The sequence below is a fragment of the Acinetobacter sp. CAU_H_60 genome, assembly GCF_058599385.1.
On record NZ_CM178653.1, the window covers coordinates 2,258,794 to 2,279,723 of the forward strand.

Consider the following 20,930-nt stretch of genomic DNA (forward strand, 5'->3'; position numbering starts at 1 on the left):
CATGGCAAAACCTTATTATGAATTTTTCTGTCCAGTCAAAGTGATTGCTGGTCATGCCGCGTTAGAACACATTCCTTTTGAACTGGCCACTTTAGGTGCCAAACGTCCACTGATCATTACTGATAAAGGGGTACGTGCCAATAACCTGCTGGCGCCGATTGAAGCTGCTTTTGAATCGACCGATGCCAAAATTGCAGCGATTTTTGATGATGTACCGCCAGATTCTAGTCTAGGTACAGTGCGCAGCGCAGCACAGCTTTATCGTGATCATGATTGCGATGCCATTATTGCCGTGGGTGGTGGCTCAGTCATTGATACTTCAAAAGCGACCAATATTCTGGTCTCTGAAGGTGGTGACGACTTACTCAAATATTCTGGTGCGCATAACCTGCCTAAACCGTTGAAGCCATTTTTCGTAATTCCTACGACTTCAGGAACTGGTTCTGAAGTGACGATGGTTGCTGTGGTATCGGATACTGAAAAGAATGTGAAAATGCCATTCGCATCTTATTACCTGATGCCGCATGCTGCGATTCTGGATCCACGTATGACCCAAACCCTGCCACCGCATCTAACTGCCATGACAGCCATGGATGCGATGACTCATGCTGTAGAAGCCTACACCTGTATGGCAGCCAATCCAATTTCCGATGCCTATGCCACAGCTGCAGTGAAAAAAGTCAGTGCCAACCTGTTTAACGTACTCGACAACCCAACTGATGCGCAAGGTCGACTGGAGCTGGCTCAGGCCTCTACCATGGCCGGAATTGCCTTCTCCAATTCAATGGTAGGTCTGGTGCACTCCCTTGGACATGCTCTAGGTGCAGTCGCGCATTTGCCGCATGGCCTATGTATGAATCTGTTCCTGCCTTATGTGCTGGAATATAACAAGGAAGTGAATGGCGACAAGATTGCCGAGCTGCTGCTGCCATTGGCAGGTGCGGATATCTATGCACAAACGCCAGCACACCTACGTGCAGACAAGACCATTGCTACGATTTTAACCATGCGTGACCGGATCTATAGTCTGACCAAATTACCGCGTACATTAAGTGAAACAGGTAAGATTTCTGAAGCACAGCTGGATGAAGTTGCTGAAAAAGCATTAAATGATGGTTCCATCATTTACAACCCGAAAGAAGCCAGTTTGGAAGATTTGAAATCTATCTTAAAAAAGGCTTGGTAATTACTGAAAAATAAGCCAATATAGCGAAAAATTTAAGCCTGATGTTTTTTTAGACATCGGGCTTTTATCTTGCAGGAAATCGCCATTTTTTGCTTCGAATGGCACATTTCGTGCAGGCCTAAATTCAAAAAATAGCTAGTAAAAGCCGTAATTTTAAAGTAGATTGGCGCGCTTTTATAGAAAATTGTAGGGGGGATCGTTCGTCTCAAACGATCCTTATTAAATATGACTGATCCTTGATCAACGATTAAGAGGATAACGCCGTTGACAAATTTCTCTGGGACTCAATCGGCAGCTAAACTGCAAAAAACGCTAGGGCTCTGGCACATCATTATTATTGGTTTAGCTTACATTCAACCAATGACCTTATTTGATACTTTTGGTTTGGTATCTGAAGAAAGTCATTTGCATGTTCCTACTTCTTACATCATTGCCCTGATTGCAATTTTGTTTACATCGATCAGCTATGGTCACATGATTCGCCGCTACCCTTCTTCGGGTTCGGCCTATACCTATGCCCAAAAATCGATTCACCCCAATATTGGCTTTATGGTGGGCTGGTCTTCCTGGCTGGATTATCTGTTATCACCAATGGTGAACATCATCCTGGCGGTGATCTATCTTGAAGCACTGTTTCCTGATGTGAACCATTGGGTCTGGGTAATCGTACTGACTGCCTTCATGACTGGGGTAAACCTGCGTGGTGCACGCTTCGTGGCAAACTTTAACAGTTTGATCGTACTGGTACAGTTACTGGTGATCGGTATCTTTACCTGGATGGTCTTTACTAAGCTGCAGGCCGGTTTCAATGCTGATGGTCCAATTACAGCTGAACAGCGTTACCAGCTTTGGAGTCTTGAACCGTTCTGGAATGAACTAACTTCAGTCGGCGCCCTGATTACTGGTGCGACCTTACTGTGCTTCTCATTCACTGGTTTTGACTCTTTAAGTTCTCTGGCAGAAGAAACCAAAGATACTGAAAACACCTTGCCTAAAGCGATTTTCTTGACTGCTTTAATCGCTGGTGTGATTTTCATTATCAGTACTTACTTCATGCAGTTGTACTTCCCTTCTACACCGGGTTCTTACTTCAAGAATATTGCTGAAACTCAGCCAGAAATCCTGCTTCTTGTCGGTGGCTCACTGTTCCAGTCTTATGTGCTGACTTTTGCGATCATTACCGTAATGGCGTCTGGTATCTCTGCTCACGCAGGTGTATCTCGTCTGATGTATGTCATGGGTCGTGATGGCGTGATCAACAAGAAAATCTTTGGTCATATCAGTCCGAAAAGCTATACACCAAACTACAACATTCTGATTGTAGGTGCAGTGGCCTTAACTGCTGGCTTCATGGATTTGGATATCGTGATTTCAATGATTAGCTTCGGTGCCTTGACTGCGTTTACATTCGTGAACCTGTCAGTGATTTCCCGTTATGCACTGCGTGATGGTCGTACTAAAACTGCAAAAGATATTTTCAGCTTTGTGGTCATCCCGATGCTTGGTTTTATCAGCATCTTTGCGATGTGGCTGGAAATTGAAGAAACTGCACTGAAATACGGTTTATGGTGGGCGATGTTCGGTATTTTGTACCTGGGTTATAAAACCAAGGGCTTTAAGCACCCTGCTCCACAACATAACGAGTTTGAATAATCGATATTGTTCATACCTAAAAAGGCGCTTTATGCGCCTTTTTTTATTTTCTTGGATAATGGACTGAGCTTATTGCAGACGACAATCGAAGCCCATTTGGGTATTTACCCGGTTATTTTGAAAGCCCAATTTTTCAATAAACTGATCACGATTGGATAATAGTTTCTGATCTTCCGGGCTGAGCCGAGCCTTGTTCTTCACCGCCATTTGATACATTTCATTCACCACGCCCTGAAAAATATCGCAAACTTCCTGACGTTTAGCTGGTTTCATCTGACGTCCACGCCAGGTCCACTCGAAATCATCACGGCTGAGGGTTTTGCCCCATTGCTCAATGCGGCTATTTAAGCGCTGTTGCATCGCTGCCAGCCCCTGACGGATTTCTGCCTGAGTAATGGGCTGAACTGTATCTTGTGATGATACTGATTGCTGTGGCGCTTCTTGAGCCTGTGTCATCATGCTGGCCAGCAATAACATACTACATCCTGTTAAAATCCATCCTTTTTTCACATTTTGTTCCTTTTTTCTACATTCTCAAGAGTTTATCTACAAGATTACCTGAAAGGCCAAATATGTACCTGCATCTGTTACATAAAATAAAAAAGCTGCCCATAGGCAGCTTTTTAAATCGGCACGATGAACTTAAAGCGGTTTAAAACCCTGTTGACGCCATGCTTCATAGACAATCACAGCAGTCGCATTAGACAAGTTCAAGCTGCGTGAATTCTCTGCCATTGGCAGACGAATCCAGTGCTCTTTTGGAAACATCATACGTACATGCTCTGGCAAGCCACGAGTTTCTGGCCCCATTAACAAGGCTACTGAACGATTTAGATCCGAGGTATGCGGGGTTTCAAAACCTTTTGTTGTGAGTGGATAGACCGCATCCACACCTACGCCCTTAGTAGCCAGATCGGCCAGACAGTCTTCAATATTTTCCCAAATCTGCATATTGGCATATTCATGATAATCGAGACCGGCACGTCTTAGTTTTTTATCATCCAGTTCAAAGCCAAGCGGCTTGACCAAATGTAACTGTGCTCCCGTATTTGCGCATAGGCGAATAATATTACCTGTATTGGCAGGAATTTCAGGTTCATATAAAACAACATGGATCACAGCTTTTCTCTACTTTTGGGATTTCAGTGGCCATTTAGGACCACTTCAATTTTTCACGTAAACGCACCACTTCACCAATAATGGTCAAGGTTGGTGCCTGAATATGGTGCTCATTCACTTTCGATGCAATATCTTGGAGCGTTCCCACCACCACTTTTTGCTCTGGTGTGGTACCTTTTGAGACCAAGGCCACTGGCATATCTGGACGCTGACCATGCTCAATCAATTGTGCACAGATTTTTTCCAGTCCCACCAGTCCCATATAAAGTACCAGTGTCTGGTTTTCATAGACCAGTTCATTCCAAGGCAGTTCAGGAGAACCTTCTTTTAAATGACCTGTCAGGAAACGCACGCTTTGTGCATAATCACGATGAGTGAGCGGAATACCAGCATAAGCTGAACAGCCTGAAGCTGCGGTAATGCCAGGCACGACCTGAAAGGCCACGCCAGCAGCAAACAGCTCTTCAATCTCTTCACCGCCACGACCAAAGATAAACGGATCACCGCCTTTTAGACGACAGACTCGCTTGCCTTCGCTGGCATATTTCACCAGTAAGGCATTAATCCCTTCTTGTGGCACCGCATGATTGGACCTCGCCTTACCGACATAGATCTTTTCTGCATCACGGCGACAGAGATCCATAATCGGTGCAGAGACCAGACGGTCATAGATCACCACATCGGCCTGCTGCATCAAACGTAAAGCTTTTAGCGTTAATAACTCTGGATCACCCGGTCCGGCACCGACCAGATAAACTTCACCTTTTGGCTTTTGCCATTCATTCAAGGCTTGTTCAATCAGACGGTCAGCTTCAGCCAGATTGTCATTAAATACCTGTTCTTTCAAAGGGCTGGCGTACAAGTCTTCCCAAAAGATACGGCGCTCATCGGGATTAATAATCTTGGCTTTAACTGCACTACGCCACTTACCAGAGAACTCAGCCAGTTTACCCATACCATGTGGAATGGTAGCTTCAAGCTGGGTGCGGATCTGACGGGACAATACTGGTGAAGTACCGTTACTCGCGACTGAAATAATCAGTGGTGAGCGGTCGATAATCGCTGGTACCATGAAACGGCAATGTGGTGGATCATCAACACTGTTGACCAGCACATTTTCAGCTTCACAGTCTTCAAACACCTGACGGTTGACTCCAGCATCATTGGTCGCTGCAATCACCAGACGGTAGGAACGTAGAGGAATTTCAGAATTGAAAGGTGCCTGAACATATTGACCGGCGGTCGCTTGAACAATCTCAAGCAGACTCGCTTCGATCTCAGGTGCAACCACCGAAATGACTGCCCCTGCTTTCTGTAGCAATACCGCTTTACGGTATGCAATATGTCCACCACCGACAATCAGACAAGGTTGCTGTTGCAACTTTAACGAGATTGGAAAGATATCCACAAAATGCCTCAAAAAGTTTTAAATCTGACTGTCTAAGCAATTTTCATGCACATTTTGGTGCATACACCGACATTTAGTCGATGTAAGTTGCACCACCCATATACGGACGCAGTACTTCAGGGATCTCAATTGAACCATCAGCACGTTGATAGTTTTCCATGACTGCCAGTAAAGTACGACCTACAGCCAGACCTGAACCATTCAGCGTATGTACGAATTCAGTTTTTTTCTGGTCAGCACGGTAACGCGCTTTCATACGACGTGCCTGGAAATCCCACATATTTGAGCAAGATGAAATCTCACGATACGTATTTTGACTTGGCACCCAGACTTCAAGGTCATAAGTTTTGCATGCACCAAAGCCCATATCACCGCCACACAGAATGATTTTACGGTATGGCAAGCCAAGAGCCTGCAAAATACCTTCGGCATGACCAGTTAGCTCTTCCAGTGCCTGCATAGAGTCTTCTGGTTTTACAATCTGCACCATCTCAACTTTGTCAAACTGATGCTGACGGATCAAACCACGGGTATCACGGCCATAAGAGCCAGCTTCACTACGGAAACATGGGGTATGTGCTGCATATTTTAGTGGCAGACGGTCAGCATCAATGATTTCATCACGCACGAAGTTGGTTACAGGCACTTCAGCCGTAGGGATCAGGTAGAATTCTTTCTCACCTTGCAGCTTGAACAGGTCTTCTTCAAATTTTGGTAACTGACCTGTACCACGCAAAGAATCTGCATTTACCAAATAAGGAACATAGGCTTCGGTATAACCATTTTTAGTGGTATGCGTATCCAGCATGAACTGAGTGATGGCACGTTGCAGACGCGCTAAAGGACCTTTCAGAACGCTGAAACGTGAACCGGTCAGTTTGGTCGCAGTTTCAAATTCCAGACCGCCCATCATTTCGCCCAGGTCAGTATGGTCTTTGATTTCAAAATCAAATTCGCGTGGTGTACCCCATTTCAGGACTTCCACATTGTCATTTTCGTCTTTACCTTCAGGTACAGATTCATCTGGAAGGTTTGGAATAGACAGTGATTTTTCTTCTAGTTCAGCTTGCAGTTCAGCTAGAGCAGCTTCAGCAGCCTTAATTTCATCACCAATCGCAGACATGCGTGCCATAATTTCAGAGGCATCGCCACCTGCTTTTTTGATCTGACCCACTTGCTTGGCACCGGCATTACGCTCAGCTTGCAAGGATTCAGTTTTGGATTGAATCTCTTTACGGCGAGCTTCTAATGATGCCCACTCCTCAACATTCAGTTGAACACCACGTTTTGCCAAGGCTAAATTTACAGCCTCAATATTATTTCTAAGTAATTTCGGGTCGATCATAGCCAATCTTTGGATAAGAAAAAAACTGGCTATAGTGTAAGCTCTTAACGTCAAAAAATACAGTGACTGACCTACCGGCTGGAGTTTATTAGCGCAATATTTAAGGGCTTGTTTGAGGCAAAAGTGATAAATATTCAGGCCGGATGATCTCGCTTAATGCTGTATAAGGTACTTTTAATTCTGCCATGTCACTGATCGTCTTGCTCAACTCGCCTGCCGGATAGACCAGTACTAGGCCATGACCGTCAAAATAATAATTGTCACTCAGTGCTAGTTTCTGCTGGTTGATTTGATAACGATCTAGCCAGTCTTTATTCGCTTGATATAGAGCCTGTTTCAGTTTTTCATCTGTATTACCGCGCATAACCTGATGAAGAGCTAGACGTTTCTTTTGTTTTAGATCCAGATTGACATATTCAGTATGAGATTGGGGCTGTGCTACACGTTCAGGCTGATGAGCAGTTTTAAATATAAAAGTGGCCAGATGAGCATGCTGATTCAGGTAACTCACCTGAATGGAACGCTGATCAATAAATTTCGGCTGATCCTTTGCTTTAATTTTATTACTGGTCACTTTGCTAAAAGCGACCGGCTCAGTACGCTGAATCCGCTCCATAAAATACTGATCAATCCAGCTTATATTGGTATCTACAGTCTGCAAATCAAAGCGCACACAACCTTCGATTTCACATACGACCTGATTGGCATCTTTAACCGGAACTGTTTTGGACTGGATTTGCCCTGTGTCTTCTGATTGCGCGGATGTAGTGACTGAAGAGGTTTGAGGCTGACAGGCAAATAACCCCAGATTCAGACATAAGATACAACCGATCCAGCCTATTTTACATGAAGTCATTTTCATCCTGAGCTCCTAAAATTTTGCAATTTCATTAACTCAACTTTTGTTTATTCTAAAGCGCCTGAACTTCTAGATATACGCCAACCTTGTAATGACTCCAAATCCATCCCGATTATGAACAACAAAAAAGCAACCTTCGGGTTGCTTTTTTGTTGGGTTGATCTTGATGCTTATTGATCAATAATGTCTGTGCCCTTTGGCGGGGTAAAGTTAAATGTAGATGCCGGAATCGTGGTATTCAGTTTTACATTACTAAATTTAATATTCGTAGTCTGGCCTAATGAATCTTGCAAAATCATCAAGCTAGGCGCTTTGTTGGCACCAAAACTAATAGTCAGGCTTTCAAAAACCCCATCAGTATTTTTCGGATAAAGCGTGTAATAGGTTTTAGCTTTATTCGGCTGGGTCACGCGATAAGATTGCATAATCTGGCTGGTATTGCCGGACAATAATAATGCCGGTGTATTTGCCACCTGATCGTCTAGACTCTGACGCACTGCTTGCTGCAAGTCTGGATCATAGATCCATACGGTTTTACCTGTAGTGGCAATAGTCTGTTTCGACGGGCTAGAAGTTTCCCAGTAGAATTTACCCGGACGCGCCACTTTCATCACACCTTTAAAGGTCTGGTTCATGTGCTGCGCGGTCAAGCCTTTTTTCTGGGTCGCTTTCGGATTAGTGACTTTAGTGGTTTGTTCAAAATTTGCAGTTAAGCTACGGATATTGCTGAGCTGTTTCACCAGATTCGCAGTAGCTTGCTGCTCCGTCGCTGCAGTTGCGGCAAATACAGTCGTGCTCATGACAGGTGCCAGTGTCGCCGTACCGATTGTTATGGCACATACAGTTTTACGAAGCATACTCATAATCTCACCTTTTTGTATTTGCATATCGCTATTTATCTAATGGCTCATATTAAACCAATTTCTCAAACTAAGATGATAGAAAATAAGAAGTTTTGTATTGTTATTAATGCAGAATTCCTGCTTTTATTCATCATGATGAAGATTCAATAGTGATATTTACATTCGCTGTCACAGCTTTATAAGCCGATAAATCTTCACGCATAAAAAAACCCACAGAAACTGTGGGTCTTTTTTCTATTTCAGCAAATTATGCTTCAACAGATACGTAGCGACGGCCAAATTGACCTTTCACTTCGAATTTTACTACGCCATCAGCAGTAGCAAATAATGTATGGTCACGGCCCATACCTACGTTTTGACCAGCGTGGAATTCAGTACCACGTTGACGAACGATGATGTTACCTGCAGTTACAGTTTGGCCACCGTAAACTTTAACACCTAACATCTTAGGATTCGAATCACGACCGTTCTTAGTCGAACCACCGGCTTTTTTAGTTGCCATGTCTATTTACTCCTAGTAATTAGCCTGAGATACCAGTAATTTTCAACTCAGTGAACCATTGACGGTGACCTTGTTGTTTACGGTAGTGCTTACGACGACGCATTTTGATGATGCGGATTTTGTCGTGACGACCATGGCTAACTACTTCTGCAGTTACTTTAGCGCCAGCTACAACTGGAGCACCGATTTGAATGCTATCACCGTTTACAAGCATAAGTACGTCATCAAACGTAATTGTTGAACCAGTTTCAGCTTTCAATAATTCAACTTTAAGGGTTTCACCCTCAACTACACGGTGCTGTTTACCACCGCTTTGGATTACTGCGTACATAATGTACTCCAAACATGCCCGTGTCGACGTGCCGATAAAGGAATATATCGATCTTAAAACGCGCGCCACTGGGGGTTATACAAGGGCAAAGATTTTAAGGGATATTATAAGAAACAACAAGCCATTTTAAGGAAATAATCATGAACTCCATTACAAAGCCTATAAATCATTAAATTATTCATTCAAAATCAAGTATTAATACCGGATATACTGACTAAAAAACGCTACTAAATTTCAAGTTTTCCGGCTGCCTGAGAATGTTTAGAAAAAAACTTTAGCGGAAAGATATTGTTCATTTTTTAAATGTCAAAATTTAGGCTAAACTCGAATAAGTGCTATAAAAAGCTGATTTTTAGTAGAGTTTGTGCTTTTCTTAGCTTTCACTCATGTTATAAATTGTTAAACTACCCGCTGCGATTTACCAAACTAGAGGTTTTCTTTCACATGGCCATCGACTTTAAGCAAGATATTCTCGCTCCTGTTGCTAACGACTTTGCTGCGATGGACACATTCATTAACGAAGGAATTACCTCAAAAGTGGCGCTGGTGATGGCGGTCAGCAAGCATGTGGTTGAAGCTGGCGGCAAGCGTATGCGCCCTATCATGTGCCTGTTGGCAGCGAAAGCCTGTGGTGCCGTAGAACTGGAACAGCATCGCAAACTGGCAGCCATTATCGAAATGTTGCATACGGCAACTTTAGTTCATGATGATGTTGTGGATGAGTCGGGTTTACGCCGTGGTCGCCCGACTGCCAATGCCACCTGGAATAATCAGACAGCTGTGCTAGTTGGTGACTTCCTGATTTCGCGTGCCTTTGATTTGCTGGTCGACCTTAATAATATGACCCTGCTCAAAGACTTCTCTACGGGTACTTGTGAAATTGCCGAAGGCGAAGTTCTGCAACTGCAATCGCAACATCAGCCAGAAACCTCAGAAGAAACCTATTTAAGTATTATTCATGGCAAGACTTCTCGCCTGTTTGAACTAGCGACCGAAGGTGCAGCTATTCTTTCAGATAAGACTGAGTTCCGTGAACCGCTACGTAAATTTGCTGGTCACTTCGGTAATGCTTTCCAGATTATTGATGACATTCTGGACTATACATCTGATGCTGAAACCTTAGGAAAAAACATCGGTGATGACCTGATGGAAGGTAAACCTACTCTGCCATTGATTGCTGCCATGAAAAATACAACCGGGGAATCGCATGAAATTATCCGTCGCAGTATTGCAACGGGCGGAACAGATCATTTGGCAGAAGTCATCAAGATTGTAAATGATTCTGGTGCCTTGGATTATTGCCGCCAGCGTGCAACCGAAGAAACAGAAATTGCAATTCAAGCCTTGAATGCACTACCCGATTCAGAGTATCGTCAGGCCCTCGTTAATCTGGCCAAACTGGCTCTTCACCGGATTCAATAGCCGCTTACCTCGCCTATGCATATTAATTTTCTTGATATTTTTCAAAGCATGCAGCACCAGCTTGAACAACCACAGGCGGTGCTGGATGAGAATCTGCTCATCCAACTTGTAGAACGTATACGCCCAGAAGACAGCAGAAATACAGAAGAAATCGAAACAAAATTTAATGCATTTATCCGGGCTTTACTGCTCACTCCCAATGCAGTCTTAACCTTACAAAGTTTCACTTTAAGAGTTATCAACCGCTATAAACAAGCCAGCCTGTTTTCAGATACCGGGATTCTTTCTTTAGATGGTTTCTGGAACCAGCTGAATCAGCGGATCGGGGCGCATATCCTGCCGGTGATTCCAGATCATTTACAGCTCCAGGAATTGTTCCGCAAGATTTTCTATTTGCGTACCGACAAATACTGGCTGGATTATTTTGATGAAGCGGATTGGCAGCGACTTTTTGCCGTTGTAAATCAGGGCCATTCTAATCAGGCAGAAAAAACCCGAATCAAAGATCAGATCATTAAATCATTAACGATTCTGTCCTACCGGGTAAGTGGGATCGGTCTGCATCCTGAATTTATTAATGCCCAGCCTGAGCTCATGGAATATGAATCACCTTTTTTGGTGCAAAACCGCGAGATCATTGAATTTATCCAAGAATATAAAAAACGCTATAACACGGTAGAACTGGTGGATGCGATTACGCCGCCAGATGCTTCCCAAGCTCTGGTCATGCTGGAGCAGTGTCACGATGTTGTCGCTAAGATTCGCCGCTCTACCAAACGGATTGGGGTCAGTGTCAGCCTCACCTATATGCTGGCTTTACTAGAACAATGTCTGGAACGGATCGAAATCCTGCTAAATATGGTGCTGGATGACGATGACCTGCGTTATCAGTCCATTGGCCTGTTTATCGCAGATATTACTGAAGCAATCTATAGTGAACGTAGTGTACGTGCTTTACTGACTACCAATAGTGAACTCCTGGCTTTACAGGTGACTGAAAATGCCAGTAAAACCGGTGAACATTATGTAAGTACTGACAAGCAAGGCTTTCTGGCTATGTACAAATCGGCAGCCGGTGCCGGTATCATCATTGCCTTTATGGCCTCGCTGAAAGTCTTAATGGCGCGTGTCACGATGGCACCTTTAATGCAGGCCTTTAGCTATAGCATGAACTATTCGCTCGGTTTTATGCTCATTCATGTGCTGCACTTTACCGTTGCAACCAAACAGCCGGCCATGACCGCAGCTGCACTGGCTTCTACCGTACAACAGCGTAAGGGTTCGAAAACCGCCCAGATTGCTGAACTGGCTGCATTGATTGTGAATATCATTCGGACCCAGTTTGTCGCGATTCTTGGGAATATTTCCATCGCAATTCCGGTTGCAGCACTGATTGCCCTGATGTGGGAATTTGCCCTACATGAGCCATTAATGACACATGCCAAAGCAGCCAAAACCTTATATGACCTGAATCCATTCACTTCTTTAGCGATTCCTCATGCAGCAGTGGCTGGCGTATGTTTGTTCCTGTCAGGCCTATTAGCCGGTTATTTCGACAATATGGCAGTGTATCGGAAGGTCGGTCCTCGTCTGAGAGCTCATGTGCGCCTGTCACAACTGATGGGACAAGAACGTTTGCATCGATTTGCCGATTATATTGAGCGTAATCTGGGTGCACTGGCGGGTAATTTCATTTTTGGGGTTATGCTGGGCAGTATGGGTACCATCGGTTTCATTCTCGGTCTGCCTTTAGATATTCGTCATATTGCCTTTGCCTCTGCCAACTTTATCCAAGGACTGATCAATATTAATGGTCCAGATATTGGACTCATTATCATCTCTTTCCTGGGTGTTCTGCTGATTGGTCTGACTAACCTTTTTGTAAGTTTCAGCCTGACCATTATTGTGGCATTACGCGCACGACGGGTGCGTTTCGAACAGTGGAAACCGCTCGCTAAACTGGTCATGACCCATTTCCTGACTCGCCCAAGTGAGTTTTTCTGGCCGCCGAAGCAAACCATTGAAATTGACGAAAATCATACATCCACAAAACTGTAAAATTGCGAGAATATTTTGGCATTTAGGTACAAAATCCCATAAATAAAAAATGGAATTTGCATAAAATACGCACTCTTGAAAAAAAGTGTACTGGCAAGTACACTTTAGCGCAGACAGTTAACCGGCTGAATAACGGTTAAAAGGACAAGGATTTTTGGCATGCATTACTTGTTACTTATTGTCGGAATTTTATTTTTAATTTTCAGTGCGTTATTTCTTGATATTGCAACTTTAAGCCAGTTAGATGTGCTTGCAATAGAATGGATTAGCGGCTATCGCACAGAATTTTTAAATCAAATTAATCAGTCCTTATCAGTGATAGGTGGCATGCCATTTGTATTATTTTTATCCACACTATGGTGTATTTTTCTACTGTGGTATAAAAAGCATGCAAGCGTAATTTTTATATGTATCGGAATTATCGGAGGAATTCTCCTAGGCTGGCTTTTAAAATTCAGTATTGCCCGACCTCGACCAGCAGAGTCTTTTCATCTGGTTGAAAGCTATGGAAGCTCCTTCCCGAGTGCCCATAGCGTCTATGCAGCCTGTCTCGGCTGTCTGGCAATGTTCATATATCGGCAACATCCCCGACATACCATCATCTGGATGGGTGCAAGTGCATGGATGCTGATTATGGGTGTTTCAAGAGTTTATCTAGGTGTACATTTTCCTTCAGATGTCATATCCGGCTGGAGTATAAGTTTTATTTGGATTTCGTTGTGGTATATGGTCTGGATCAGATATTGCACGGCTCACAAATAAAAAAATTTAGATAAGAATCCAATTGAGGTGGAACAATGATGTCTGCAAAGCTTTGGGCACCCGCCCTGACTGCTTGCGCATTAGCAACAAGTATTGCACTTGTTGGTTGTAGCAAAGATCCTAAAGAGGGCCAGCAAGCTGGTGCTCAGCAGCAAATGCCACCGACTGAAGTCGGTATTCTTGTTGCACAGCCACAAAGTGTCGAGCAGTCTGTAGAGCTCTCAGGTCGTACAACAGCATTTGAGATTTCTGAAGTACGTCCACAGGCTAGTGGTGTGGTGCTTAAACGCTTATTCACTGAAGGTAGCTATGTCCGTGAAGGTCAGGCGCTGTATGAAATCGACTCAAGCACTAACCGTACTACTGTCGATAATGCCCGTGCAGCGATTGCCCGTGCTGAAGCGAATTTAGGTGTATTGCGTGTTAAAGAAGGTCGTTACCGTCAACTGGTCGGTACCAATGCCATTTCTAAACAGGAATACGATGACATCGCAGCACAGGTGAAACTGGCTGAAGCTGATTTGAATGCCAACCGTGCAACTTTACGTAATGCTGAAATCAACCTGGGCTATTCAACCGTACGTGCACCGATTTCTGGTCAAACTAACCGTTCTTCGATTACGGCGGGTGCGTTAGTGACTGCAAATCAGACAGAACCACTGGTTACGATTCAGCGCCTAGATCCAATCTATGTAGATATCAACCAATCCAGTGCTGAACTGCTGCGCCTGCGTCAACAGCTAAGCAAAGGCAACCTCAACAGCTCAAACAACACCAAAGTGAAGTTAAAGCTTGAAGATGGCAGCATCTACCCTGTCGAAGGCCGTCTTGCATTCTCGGATGCCAGCGTGAACCCTGAAACAGGTACTGTGACTTTACGTGCAGTATTCCCGAACAAAAACCATTTACTTCTGCCAGGTATGTTTGCCACAGCGCAAATCGTGCAAGGCGAAATTCCAAATGCCTTCCTGATTCCACAAGCGGCGTTAACCCGTACACCTACGGGTCAGGCTATGGCGATGCTGGTGGGTGCTGACAATAAAGTAACTCCACGTCCAGTAACGACAGTCGGTACTCAAGGCAGCAACTGGATCGTAACCGAAGGTTTGAATCCGGGTGATAAAGTGATTGTTGACGGTATTGCCAAGGTAAAACCTGAACAGCAAGTGGTGCCTAAACCTTATCAACCTCAAGCAGCGGCCCCACAAGGTGCTGCTCAACCAGCTGCACAACAACCTGCAGCAGATGCAAAAAAGGCAGATGATGCAAAGAAACAACCTGAACAAAAACCTGCTGCAAATGCATAAGGAGTAATGGTTCATGGCTCAATTCTTTATCCATCGCCCGATTTTTGCATGGGTGATTGCATTGGTAATTATGCTGGCGGGTATTTTGACCATCAGCAAAATGCCAATTGCTCAGTATCCGACGATCGCGCCACCGACAGTCACCATTTCTGCGACTTATCCGGGTGCATCTGCAGCGACTGTAGAAAATACAGTAACGCAGATCATCGAGCAGCAGATGAACGGTCTGGATGGCTTGCGTTATATTTCTTCGAACAGTGCCGGTAACGGTCAGGCATCGATCGCTTTAAACTTTGAACAGGGTGTTGATCCAGATATTGCTCAGGTACAGGTACAAAACAAGTTACAGTCTGCGACTGCACTTTTACCTGATGATGTACAACGTCAGGGTGTACGTGTGACCAAATCTGGTGCCAGCTTCCTTCAGGTATTAGCTTTCTATTCGCCTGATGGCAGCCTGACTGCAGATGACATTAAAGACTATGTGAACTCAAATATTTCTGAACCTTTAAGCCGTGTGGCTGGGGTTGGTGAAGTTCAGGTCTTTGGTGGTTCGTATGCAATGCGTATCTGGCTGGATCCTGCCAAAATGGCTAGTCTGCAAGTGACTCCAAGTGATGTGGCTCAGGCAATCCGTACCCAGAACGCTCAGGTGGCTGTCGGTCAATTAGGTGGTGCGCCACAGATTGAAGGTCAGGTGCTGAATGCGACGGTGAATGCGCAAAGTCTGCTGCAAACACCTGAACAGTTCGAAAACATCTTCTTGAAAAATACCACTTCAGGTGCTCAAGTCCGTCTGGGCGATGTCGCACGTGTAGAACTGGGTGCAGACAACTATCAGTTTGATTCTAAATTCAACGGTAAACCGGCTGGCGGTGTTGCGATTAAACTTGCAACTGGTGCCAATGCGCTGGATACCGCTGAAGCAGTTGAAGAACGTTTAAAACAGTTACGTCCTAACTATCCTCAAGGGATGGTAGATACACTGGCATTTGATACCACACCATTCATTCAGTTATCGATTGAATCGGTGGTTCATACTCTCATTGAAGCAGTCATTCTGGTCTTCATCGTGATGTTCCTGTTCTTGCAGAACTGGCGCGCAACGATTATTCCAACCATGGCCGTTCCAGTGGTTGTACTGGGTACTTTTGCAATCATTAATATCTTCGGCTTCTCGATCAACACCTTAACCATGTTTGCGATGGTTCTTGCGATTGGTCTGCTGGTCGATGATGCGATCGTTGTGGTCGAAAACGTTGAACGTGTCATGGCTGAAGAGCATCTTGATCCTGTGAGCGCGACTGAAAAGTCGATGAAACAGATCTCTGGTGCGCTGATCGGTATTACCTCTGTACTGTCTGCAGTATTCGTACCAATGGCATTCTTTGGTGGTTCTACAGGGGTTATCTATCGTCAGTTCTCAATCACGCTGGTCACAGCAATGGTTCTGTCACTGGTGGTGGCCTTAACCTTTACCCCTGCCCTGTGTGCGACCATTCTGAAACAGCATGATCCGAACAAGCCGCAAAGTAACAATCCGGCTGCGCGTTTTTTCCGCTGGTTTAACCATAGCTTTGACCGTGTTTCTGTGAAATATCAGGGCGGCGTCAATCGTATGACACACCACAAGATTTTCTCCGGTATCATCTATGCGGTGGTGATCGGGATTATTGTGCTGATCTTCCAGAAACTGCCTTCTTCATTCTTACCTGATGAGGACCAAGGTGTCGTGATGACGCTGGTACAGTTGCCACCAAATGCAACCTTGGAACGTACCGATAAAGTCATCAATACCATGACAGGCTACTTCCTGGAAAATGAAAAAGATCATGTCCAATCTGTCTTCAGTGTGGCTGGTTTCTCATTCACAGGTGTAGGTCAAAACGCTGGTCTGGCATTTATCAAACTGAAAGACTGGTCTGAACGTACCACACCAGAATCACAGGTCGGTGCAATTATCCAGCGTGGTATGGCACTGAACATGATTGTGAAAGATGCGTCTTACATCATGCCATTACAATTGCCAGCAATGCCTGAACTGGGTGTATCTGCCGGCTTTAACATGCAGTTAAAAGCAGCAAGTGGTCAAAGCCATGAGCAACTTTTGGCAGCGCGTAATACTGTTCTGGGTCTGGCTGCACAAGACAAACGTCTTGCAGGTGTCCGTCCAAATGGTCAGGAAGATAACCCGCAGTACCGTGTGATTGTCGATCATGCACAAGCCGGTGCTTTAGGTGTCAGCATTTCTGAAATTAACAGCACCATGAGCATGGCGTGGGGTGGTTCGTACATCAACGACTTCCTTGACCGTGGTCGTGTGAAGAAAGTATATGTACAGGGTGAAGCTAGTTCTCGTATGATGCCAGAAGATCTGAACCAGTGGTATGTTCGTAACAACCGTGGCGAAATGGTACCATTCTCGGCGTTCGCAACCGGTGAATGGACCTATGGTTCGCCTCGTCTGGAACGTTATAACGGCGTATCTGCGATGAACATTCAGGGTACACCGGCACCGGGCGTGAGCTCAGGTGATGCAATGCGTGCGATGGAAGAAATCATTGCCAAGCTTCCTGAAATGGGCATGCAAGGTTTCGACTATGAATGGACAGGTCTGTCTCTAGAAGAACGTGAGTCTGGCGCACAAGCACCATTCTTGTACGCGCTTTCACTGTTGATCGTGTTCCTGTGTCTGGCTGCATTGTATGAAAGCTGGTCAATTCCATTCTCGGTTCTTCTGGTTGTACCACTAGGTATCGTGGGTGCATTGTTATTGACCTTTGGCGGTATGATTTTGTTTAAAGACCCGAACCTGTCGAATAACATCTACTTCCAGGTAGCGATTATTGCCGTAATTGGTCTTTCTGCGAAAAACGCAATCTTGATTGTAGAATTCGCCAAAGAGCTGCAAGAACAGGGCGAAGAGTTGTTTGATGCGACCCTGCATGCAGCAAAAATGCGTTTACGTCCAATTATCATGACCACCCTAGCCTTCGGTTTTGGTGTACTTCCACTAGCACTTGCTTCAGGTGCCGGTGCCGGTAGCCAGCACTCCGTCGGTTATGGTGTCCTTGGTGGTGTAATCAGTTCGACCCTTTTAGGTATCTTCTTTATTCCTGTATTCTATGTGTGGATTCGAAGTATCTTTAAATACAAACCAAAACAACAAAATCAGGAGTACAAGTCGTAATGCAAAATATATGGTCTATTACAGGTCGTAGCATTGCGGTATCTGCCCTCGCGCTTGCTTTGACTGCATGTCAAAGCATGCGTGGCCCAGAGCCCGTTGCAGAGGCAAATATCCCAAGCAGTTATACCAATGCTTCAGGTACTTCTGTAGCAGAACAGGGTTATAAAGAATTCTTTGCTGACCAGCGCCTGTTACAGGTACTGGATCTGGCATTGACCAATAACCGTGATTTGCGTACTGCCGCATTAAACATTCAACGTGCCCAACAGGCTTATCAGATTTCTGAAAATGATCGCCTGCCAACCATTGGTGCGAGCGGCAGCGTGTTACGTCAGGATACTGGCAGTAACAACCCGCAAAGCCGTGGCGCTGTAACGACTTATAATGTCGGTCTAGGCGTAACTGCATTTGAGCTGGATTTCTGGGGTCGTGTGCGCAGCTTGCGTGATAATGCTTTAGATACTTATCTGGCGACTCAAAGTGCGCGTGATGCGACTCAGATTTCCCTGATTGGTCAGGTGGCTCAAGCATGGCTCAGTTACTCATTTGCCAATGCCAATCTGGCGTTGGCTGAGCAAACGCTGAAAGCCCAGCTTGAATCTTATAACCTGAACAAGAAACGTTTTGATGTGGGGATCGATAGCGAACTTCCAGTACGTCAGGCACAGATTTCTGTTGAAACTGCACGTAATGATGTTGCCAACTATCGTACTCAGGTGGCTCAGGCACAAAACTTATTAAATCTGCTTGTAGGTCAACCTGTACCGGCTAACCTGTTACCGGCACAACGTGTTACCCGCATTACCTCTAATGCGGCACTAGGTGCTGGCTTACCAAGTGACCTGCTGATTAACCGTCCGGATGTACGTGCAGCTGAATACCGTCTGTCTGCGGCAGGTGCCAATATTGGTGCTGCCCGTGCGCGTCTGTACCCAACGATCAGTCTGACCGGTTCTGCAGGTTTCGCATCTGCAGATCTGGGTGATCTGTTCAAGTCTGGCAGTTTTGCGTGGTCTGTAGGCCCAAGCTTGGATATTCCAATCTTTGACTGGGGTACACGTCAGGCCAATATTCGTATTTCTGAAACAGATCAGCAAATTGCGCTGTCAGATTATGAAAAATCAATTCAGACTGCATTCCGTGAAGTGAATGATGCCCTAGCGGTACGTCAGAATATTGGTGACCGTATTGCTGCTCAACGCCGTCTAGTTGATGCGACCAACACGACTTACCGCCTGTCTCTAGCACGTTTCCGTGCCGGTATTGACAGCTATTTGACTGTACTGGATGCACAACGTGCTTCATATGCAGCGGAACAAGGTTTGTTATTACTTGAACAGGCGAATCTGAACAGCCAGGTTGAACTGTACAAGAGTCTTGGTGGTGGTTTGAAAGTTAACACCTCAGACACTGTACCGTATCGTCCGTCTGTGACCGAACAGCGTCGTGCGGAACAGGCAAAATAAGTCCAGCCCCTTTTCAGAAAAGCTCACTTCGGTGGGCTTTTTTATTGCTTTTTCAAAGGAGATTTTCTATCTTCATGATTATACGATTGATTAAGAAGATATCTGCATGTTGTTGAGCAATCTTGAATCTGTACCGGGACATACCATTCGCCAGCAAATCGATGTGGTCTATGGCAGTACTGTGCGCAGTAAGCATGTTGGACGTGATTTACTGGCCGGCCTGAAAAATATTGTCGGTGGCGAGTTGACCGCTTATACCGAATTACTGGAAGAATCCCGTCAGGAAGCCATGAACCGGATGATTGAAAAAGCTCGCAGTATGGGTGCCAATGCGATTGTGGGTATTCGTTTTTCTACCTCAAATATTGCCCAAGGTGCTTCTGAACTGTTTGTTTATGGCACAGCAGTCATCGTTGATCCAGTCATGCCTAAACTGCCTGATCCATTTCCACAGGCGAACTAATGTATGGATGGATTGATTATACAGATTGTCATTTTTGCCATTCTGTTCAGCGTGGGTTTCGGTTTTGGTCGCTATAACGAGCGCAAGCATCTGCAATATCTGGATGAACAGGAACAGCGTTTGGCTTATATCCAGGTCAATAATAGCCGTTTCATCGAATCTACATTCCCCGGCCATATGATCAGCAGCAATGTGGTGATTTCACATGATTACTTTAAATATGCGATTGCTAATGTGCAAAACATGTTAGGTGGTCGTTTGACCAGTTATGAGAGTGTCGTTGAACGGGCACGACGTGAAGCTATAGTACGGTTAAAACTGGAAGCAGAAAAAATGGGTGCTGACCAGATTATGGGAATCCGTCTCAGTACTACCGAACTTGGCATGCAAGGTGGTATGGTTGAAGTCTTCGCTTATGGCACCGCAATTCAAGCCAAGTAATTATGCTTCTGCAAGTTTCTCTACAAATAAAATTCCATTCAGGTGATCAATTTCGTGCTGTACAATTCGTGCCGGAAAGCCTTTAAACGACTGAACCACTTCATTTCCCTCTAAGGTAAAATAACGTACCTGAATCTCTTCTGCTCGAGCTACTCTCCCTCTTTGTTCGGGCACACTTAAACAGCCTTCCTCACCCAATACTTGCATAGCTGAAGCACTGATAATCTCCGGATTGATCATGGTCACAGCTTCCATATACGGCGCGTCTGGATAACGTAAATTGGGCCGTGATGCGACAATAATAATGCGTTTAGAGACATAAACCTGCGGTGCTGCAATGCCCACACCCTGACGTTGTTGCATGGTTTCCATCAAGGCACTATTAAATTGCCTCAACCAATTACTGCAAAATTCAACCTGAGTAACCGGGTTGGCAATTAGGGTCAAAATGGCCCCACCTTGCTGTGCTACTGCCAAGGTATTTGTCATCGCGTTATCCTGTAATTTTTTCATCCAATTCTATCTTAGAGGGAAAATTACAGAATGAACATCAGG

19 protein-coding genes are annotated in these 20,930 nt (G+C 44.9%); 10 read left to right on the forward strand and 9 right to left on the reverse strand.

Annotated features, from left to right (window positions below; genetic code table 11):
• Position 1 precedes the first annotated feature (1 nt).
• Together AC4MBN_RS10620 and AC4MBN_RS10625 are read left to right on the forward strand one after the other, a co-directional pair.
• On the forward strand, positions 2-1,186 hold the full coding sequence (locus tag AC4MBN_RS10620) for an iron-containing alcohol dehydrogenase (protein WP_034170151.1): 1,185 nt from the start codon (positions 2-4) through the stop codon (positions 1,184-1,186).
• A 264-nt stretch (positions 1,187-1,450) separates the two neighbouring features.
• Positions 1,451-2,839, forward strand: a complete 1,389-nt coding sequence (locus AC4MBN_RS10625) for an APC family permease (protein ID WP_004784881.1) — start codon at positions 1,451-1,453, stop codon at positions 2,837-2,839.
• Between the two features lie 69 nt (positions 2,840-2,908).
• Here AC4MBN_RS10625 and AC4MBN_RS10630 read toward each other — a convergent pair whose 3' ends face one another.
• From AC4MBN_RS10630 to rplU, 8 genes are all read right to left on the reverse strand, one after another.
• On the reverse strand, positions 2,909-3,298 hold the full coding sequence (locus AC4MBN_RS10630) for a hypothetical protein (RefSeq protein WP_419365784.1): 390 nt from the start codon (positions 3,296-3,298) through the stop codon (positions 2,909-2,911).
• A 183-nt stretch (positions 3,299-3,481) separates the two neighbouring features.
• The gene (locus tag AC4MBN_RS10635) at positions 3,482-3,958 is read right to left on the reverse strand and encodes a tRNA (cytidine(34)-2'-O)-methyltransferase (protein ID WP_180069918.1); all 477 of its coding nucleotides are present in this window, start codon (positions 3,956-3,958) and stop codon (positions 3,482-3,484) included.
• A gap of 34 nt (positions 3,959-3,992) precedes the next feature.
• The gene (gene cysG, locus AC4MBN_RS10640; RefSeq protein ID WP_419374766.1) at positions 3,993-5,366 is read right to left on the reverse strand and encodes a siroheme synthase CysG; all 1,374 of its coding nucleotides are present in this window, start codon (positions 5,364-5,366) and stop codon (positions 3,993-3,995) included.
• A gap of 73 nt (positions 5,367-5,439) precedes the next feature.
• A complete protein-coding gene (gene serS / locus AC4MBN_RS10645) occupies positions 5,440-6,711 on the reverse strand; it encodes a serine--tRNA ligase (protein ID WP_005236894.1) in 1,272 nt (423 codons plus the stop codon).
• 100 nt (positions 6,712-6,811) lie between these two features.
• The gene (locus AC4MBN_RS10650) at positions 6,812-7,573 is read right to left on the reverse strand and encodes a DUF3298 domain-containing protein (RefSeq protein WP_419374765.1); all 762 of its coding nucleotides are present in this window, start codon (positions 7,571-7,573) and stop codon (positions 6,812-6,814) included.
• A 167-nt stretch (positions 7,574-7,740) separates the two neighbouring features.
• Positions 7,741-8,433: an outer membrane lipoprotein periplasmic chaperone LolA gene (lolA, locus tag AC4MBN_RS10655; RefSeq protein WP_004784895.1), complete on the reverse strand. Its 693-nt coding sequence runs from the start codon at positions 8,431-8,433 to the stop codon at positions 7,741-7,743.
• Positions 8,434-8,680: 247 nt separating this feature from the next.
• Positions 8,681-8,935 (reverse strand): 50S ribosomal protein L27, encoded by a 255-nt coding sequence (gene rpmA / locus AC4MBN_RS10660; protein WP_004784896.1) that lies wholly within the window; start codon positions 8,933-8,935, stop codon positions 8,681-8,683.
• Positions 8,936-8,954: 19 nt separating this feature from the next.
• Positions 8,955-9,266 (reverse strand): 50S ribosomal protein L21, encoded by a 312-nt coding sequence (gene rplU / locus AC4MBN_RS10665; protein ID WP_004784898.1) that lies wholly within the window; start codon positions 9,264-9,266, stop codon positions 8,955-8,957.
• A gap of 444 nt (positions 9,267-9,710) precedes the next feature.
• Between rplU and sdsA the strand changes: the two genes are divergently transcribed.
• The 8 genes from sdsA (at position 9,711) to AC4MBN_RS10705 (ending at position 20,375) form a co-directional block, all read left to right on the forward strand.
• Entirely contained in the window at positions 9,711-10,688 is a 978-nt protein-coding gene (gene sdsA / locus AC4MBN_RS10670; RefSeq protein WP_004784900.1) for an All-trans-nonaprenyl-diphosphate synthase, read from the forward strand.
• Between the two features lie 15 nt (positions 10,689-10,703).
• Complete coding sequence (locus AC4MBN_RS10675; protein WP_419364521.1) at positions 10,704-12,746, forward strand: site-specific recombinase; 2,043 nt, start codon at positions 10,704-10,706, stop codon at positions 12,744-12,746.
• A gap of 159 nt (positions 12,747-12,905) precedes the next feature.
• Positions 12,906-13,508 (forward strand): phosphatase PAP2 family protein, encoded by a 603-nt coding sequence (locus tag AC4MBN_RS10680; protein WP_419374764.1) that lies wholly within the window; start codon positions 12,906-12,908, stop codon positions 13,506-13,508.
• 35 nt (positions 13,509-13,543) lie between these two features.
• Positions 13,544-14,815: an efflux RND transporter periplasmic adaptor subunit gene (locus AC4MBN_RS10685; RefSeq protein ID WP_419364525.1), complete on the forward strand. Its 1,272-nt coding sequence runs from the start codon at positions 13,544-13,546 to the stop codon at positions 14,813-14,815.
• Between the two features lie 13 nt (positions 14,816-14,828).
• On the forward strand, positions 14,829-18,005 hold the full coding sequence (locus AC4MBN_RS10690; protein WP_284879141.1) for an efflux RND transporter permease subunit: 3,177 nt from the start codon (positions 14,829-14,831) through the stop codon (positions 18,003-18,005).
• Entirely contained in the window at positions 18,005-19,471 is a 1,467-nt protein-coding gene (gene adeK / locus AC4MBN_RS10695) for a multidrug efflux RND transporter AdeIJK outer membrane channel subunit AdeK (RefSeq protein WP_005236902.1), read from the forward strand. Before AC4MBN_RS10690 ends, adeK begins: the two co-directional genes overlap by 1 nt.
• A gap of 106 nt (positions 19,472-19,577) precedes the next feature.
• A complete protein-coding gene (locus AC4MBN_RS10700) occupies positions 19,578-19,934 on the forward strand; it encodes a YbjQ family protein (protein ID WP_103799673.1) in 357 nt (118 codons plus the stop codon).
• A gap of 3 nt (positions 19,935-19,937) precedes the next feature.
• Positions 19,938-20,375 carry a YbjQ family protein gene (locus tag AC4MBN_RS10705; RefSeq protein ID WP_180012716.1) on the forward strand — a complete coding sequence of 146 codons (438 nt, stop codon included), beginning with the start codon at positions 19,938-19,940 and terminating at the stop codon, positions 20,373-20,375.
• Here the strand turns inward: AC4MBN_RS10705 and def are convergent, their stop codons facing one another.
• Positions 20,376-20,864 (reverse strand): peptide deformylase, encoded by a 489-nt coding sequence (gene def / locus AC4MBN_RS10710; RefSeq protein ID WP_491880193.1) that lies wholly within the window; start codon positions 20,862-20,864, stop codon positions 20,376-20,378.
• Positions 20,865-20,930: the final 66 nt, after the last annotated feature.

What these genes read in the sequence shown, in the direction of transcription:
- AC4MBN_RS10680 (WP_419374764.1), top strand. Translation starts at nt 12,906, where the DNA reads ATGCATTACTTGTTACTTATTGTCGGAATTTTATTTTTAATTTTCAGT.
- AC4MBN_RS10675 (WP_419364521.1), top strand. Translation starts at nt 10,704, where the DNA reads ATGCATATTAATTTTCTTGATATTTTTCAAAGCATGCAGCACCAGCTT.
- adeK (WP_005236902.1), top strand. Translation starts at nt 18,005, where the DNA reads ATGCAAAATATATGGTCTATTACAGGTCGTAGCATTGCGGTATCTGCC.
- AC4MBN_RS10690 (WP_284879141.1), top strand. Translation starts at nt 14,829, where the DNA reads ATGGCTCAATTCTTTATCCATCGCCCGATTTTTGCATGGGTGATTGCA.
- serS (WP_005236894.1), bottom strand. Translation starts at nt 6,711, where the DNA reads ATGATCGACCCGAAATTACTTAGAAATAATATTGAGGCTGTAAATTTA.
- def (WP_491880193.1), bottom strand. Translation starts at nt 20,864, where the DNA reads ATGACAAATACCTTGGCAGTAGCACAGCAAGGTGGGGCCATTTTGACC.
- AC4MBN_RS10705 (WP_180012716.1), top strand. Translation starts at nt 19,938, where the DNA reads ATGGATGGATTGATTATACAGATTGTCATTTTTGCCATTCTGTTCAGC.
- AC4MBN_RS10650 (WP_419374765.1), bottom strand. Translation starts at nt 7,573, where the DNA reads ATGAAAATGACTTCATGTAAAATAGGCTGGATCGGTTGTATCTTATGT.
- sdsA (WP_004784900.1), top strand. Translation starts at nt 9,711, where the DNA reads ATGGCCATCGACTTTAAGCAAGATATTCTCGCTCCTGTTGCTAACGAC.
- AC4MBN_RS10685 (WP_419364525.1), top strand. Translation starts at nt 13,544, where the DNA reads ATGATGTCTGCAAAGCTTTGGGCACCCGCCCTGACTGCTTGCGCATTA.
- rpmA (WP_004784896.1), bottom strand. Translation starts at nt 8,935, where the DNA reads ATGGCAACTAAAAAAGCCGGTGGTTCGACTAAGAACGGTCGTGATTCG.
- AC4MBN_RS10630 (WP_419365784.1), bottom strand. Translation starts at nt 3,298, where the DNA reads ATGATGACACAGGCTCAAGAAGCGCCACAGCAATCAGTATCATCACAA.
- lolA (WP_004784895.1), bottom strand. Translation starts at nt 8,433, where the DNA reads ATGAGTATGCTTCGTAAAACTGTATGTGCCATAACAATCGGTACGGCG.
- AC4MBN_RS10620 (WP_034170151.1), top strand. Translation starts at nt 2, where the DNA reads ATGGCAAAACCTTATTATGAATTTTTCTGTCCAGTCAAAGTGATTGCT.
- rplU (WP_004784898.1), bottom strand. Translation starts at nt 9,266, where the DNA reads ATGTACGCAGTAATCCAAAGCGGTGGTAAACAGCACCGTGTAGTTGAG.
- AC4MBN_RS10700 (WP_103799673.1), top strand. Translation starts at nt 19,578, where the DNA reads ATGTTGTTGAGCAATCTTGAATCTGTACCGGGACATACCATTCGCCAG.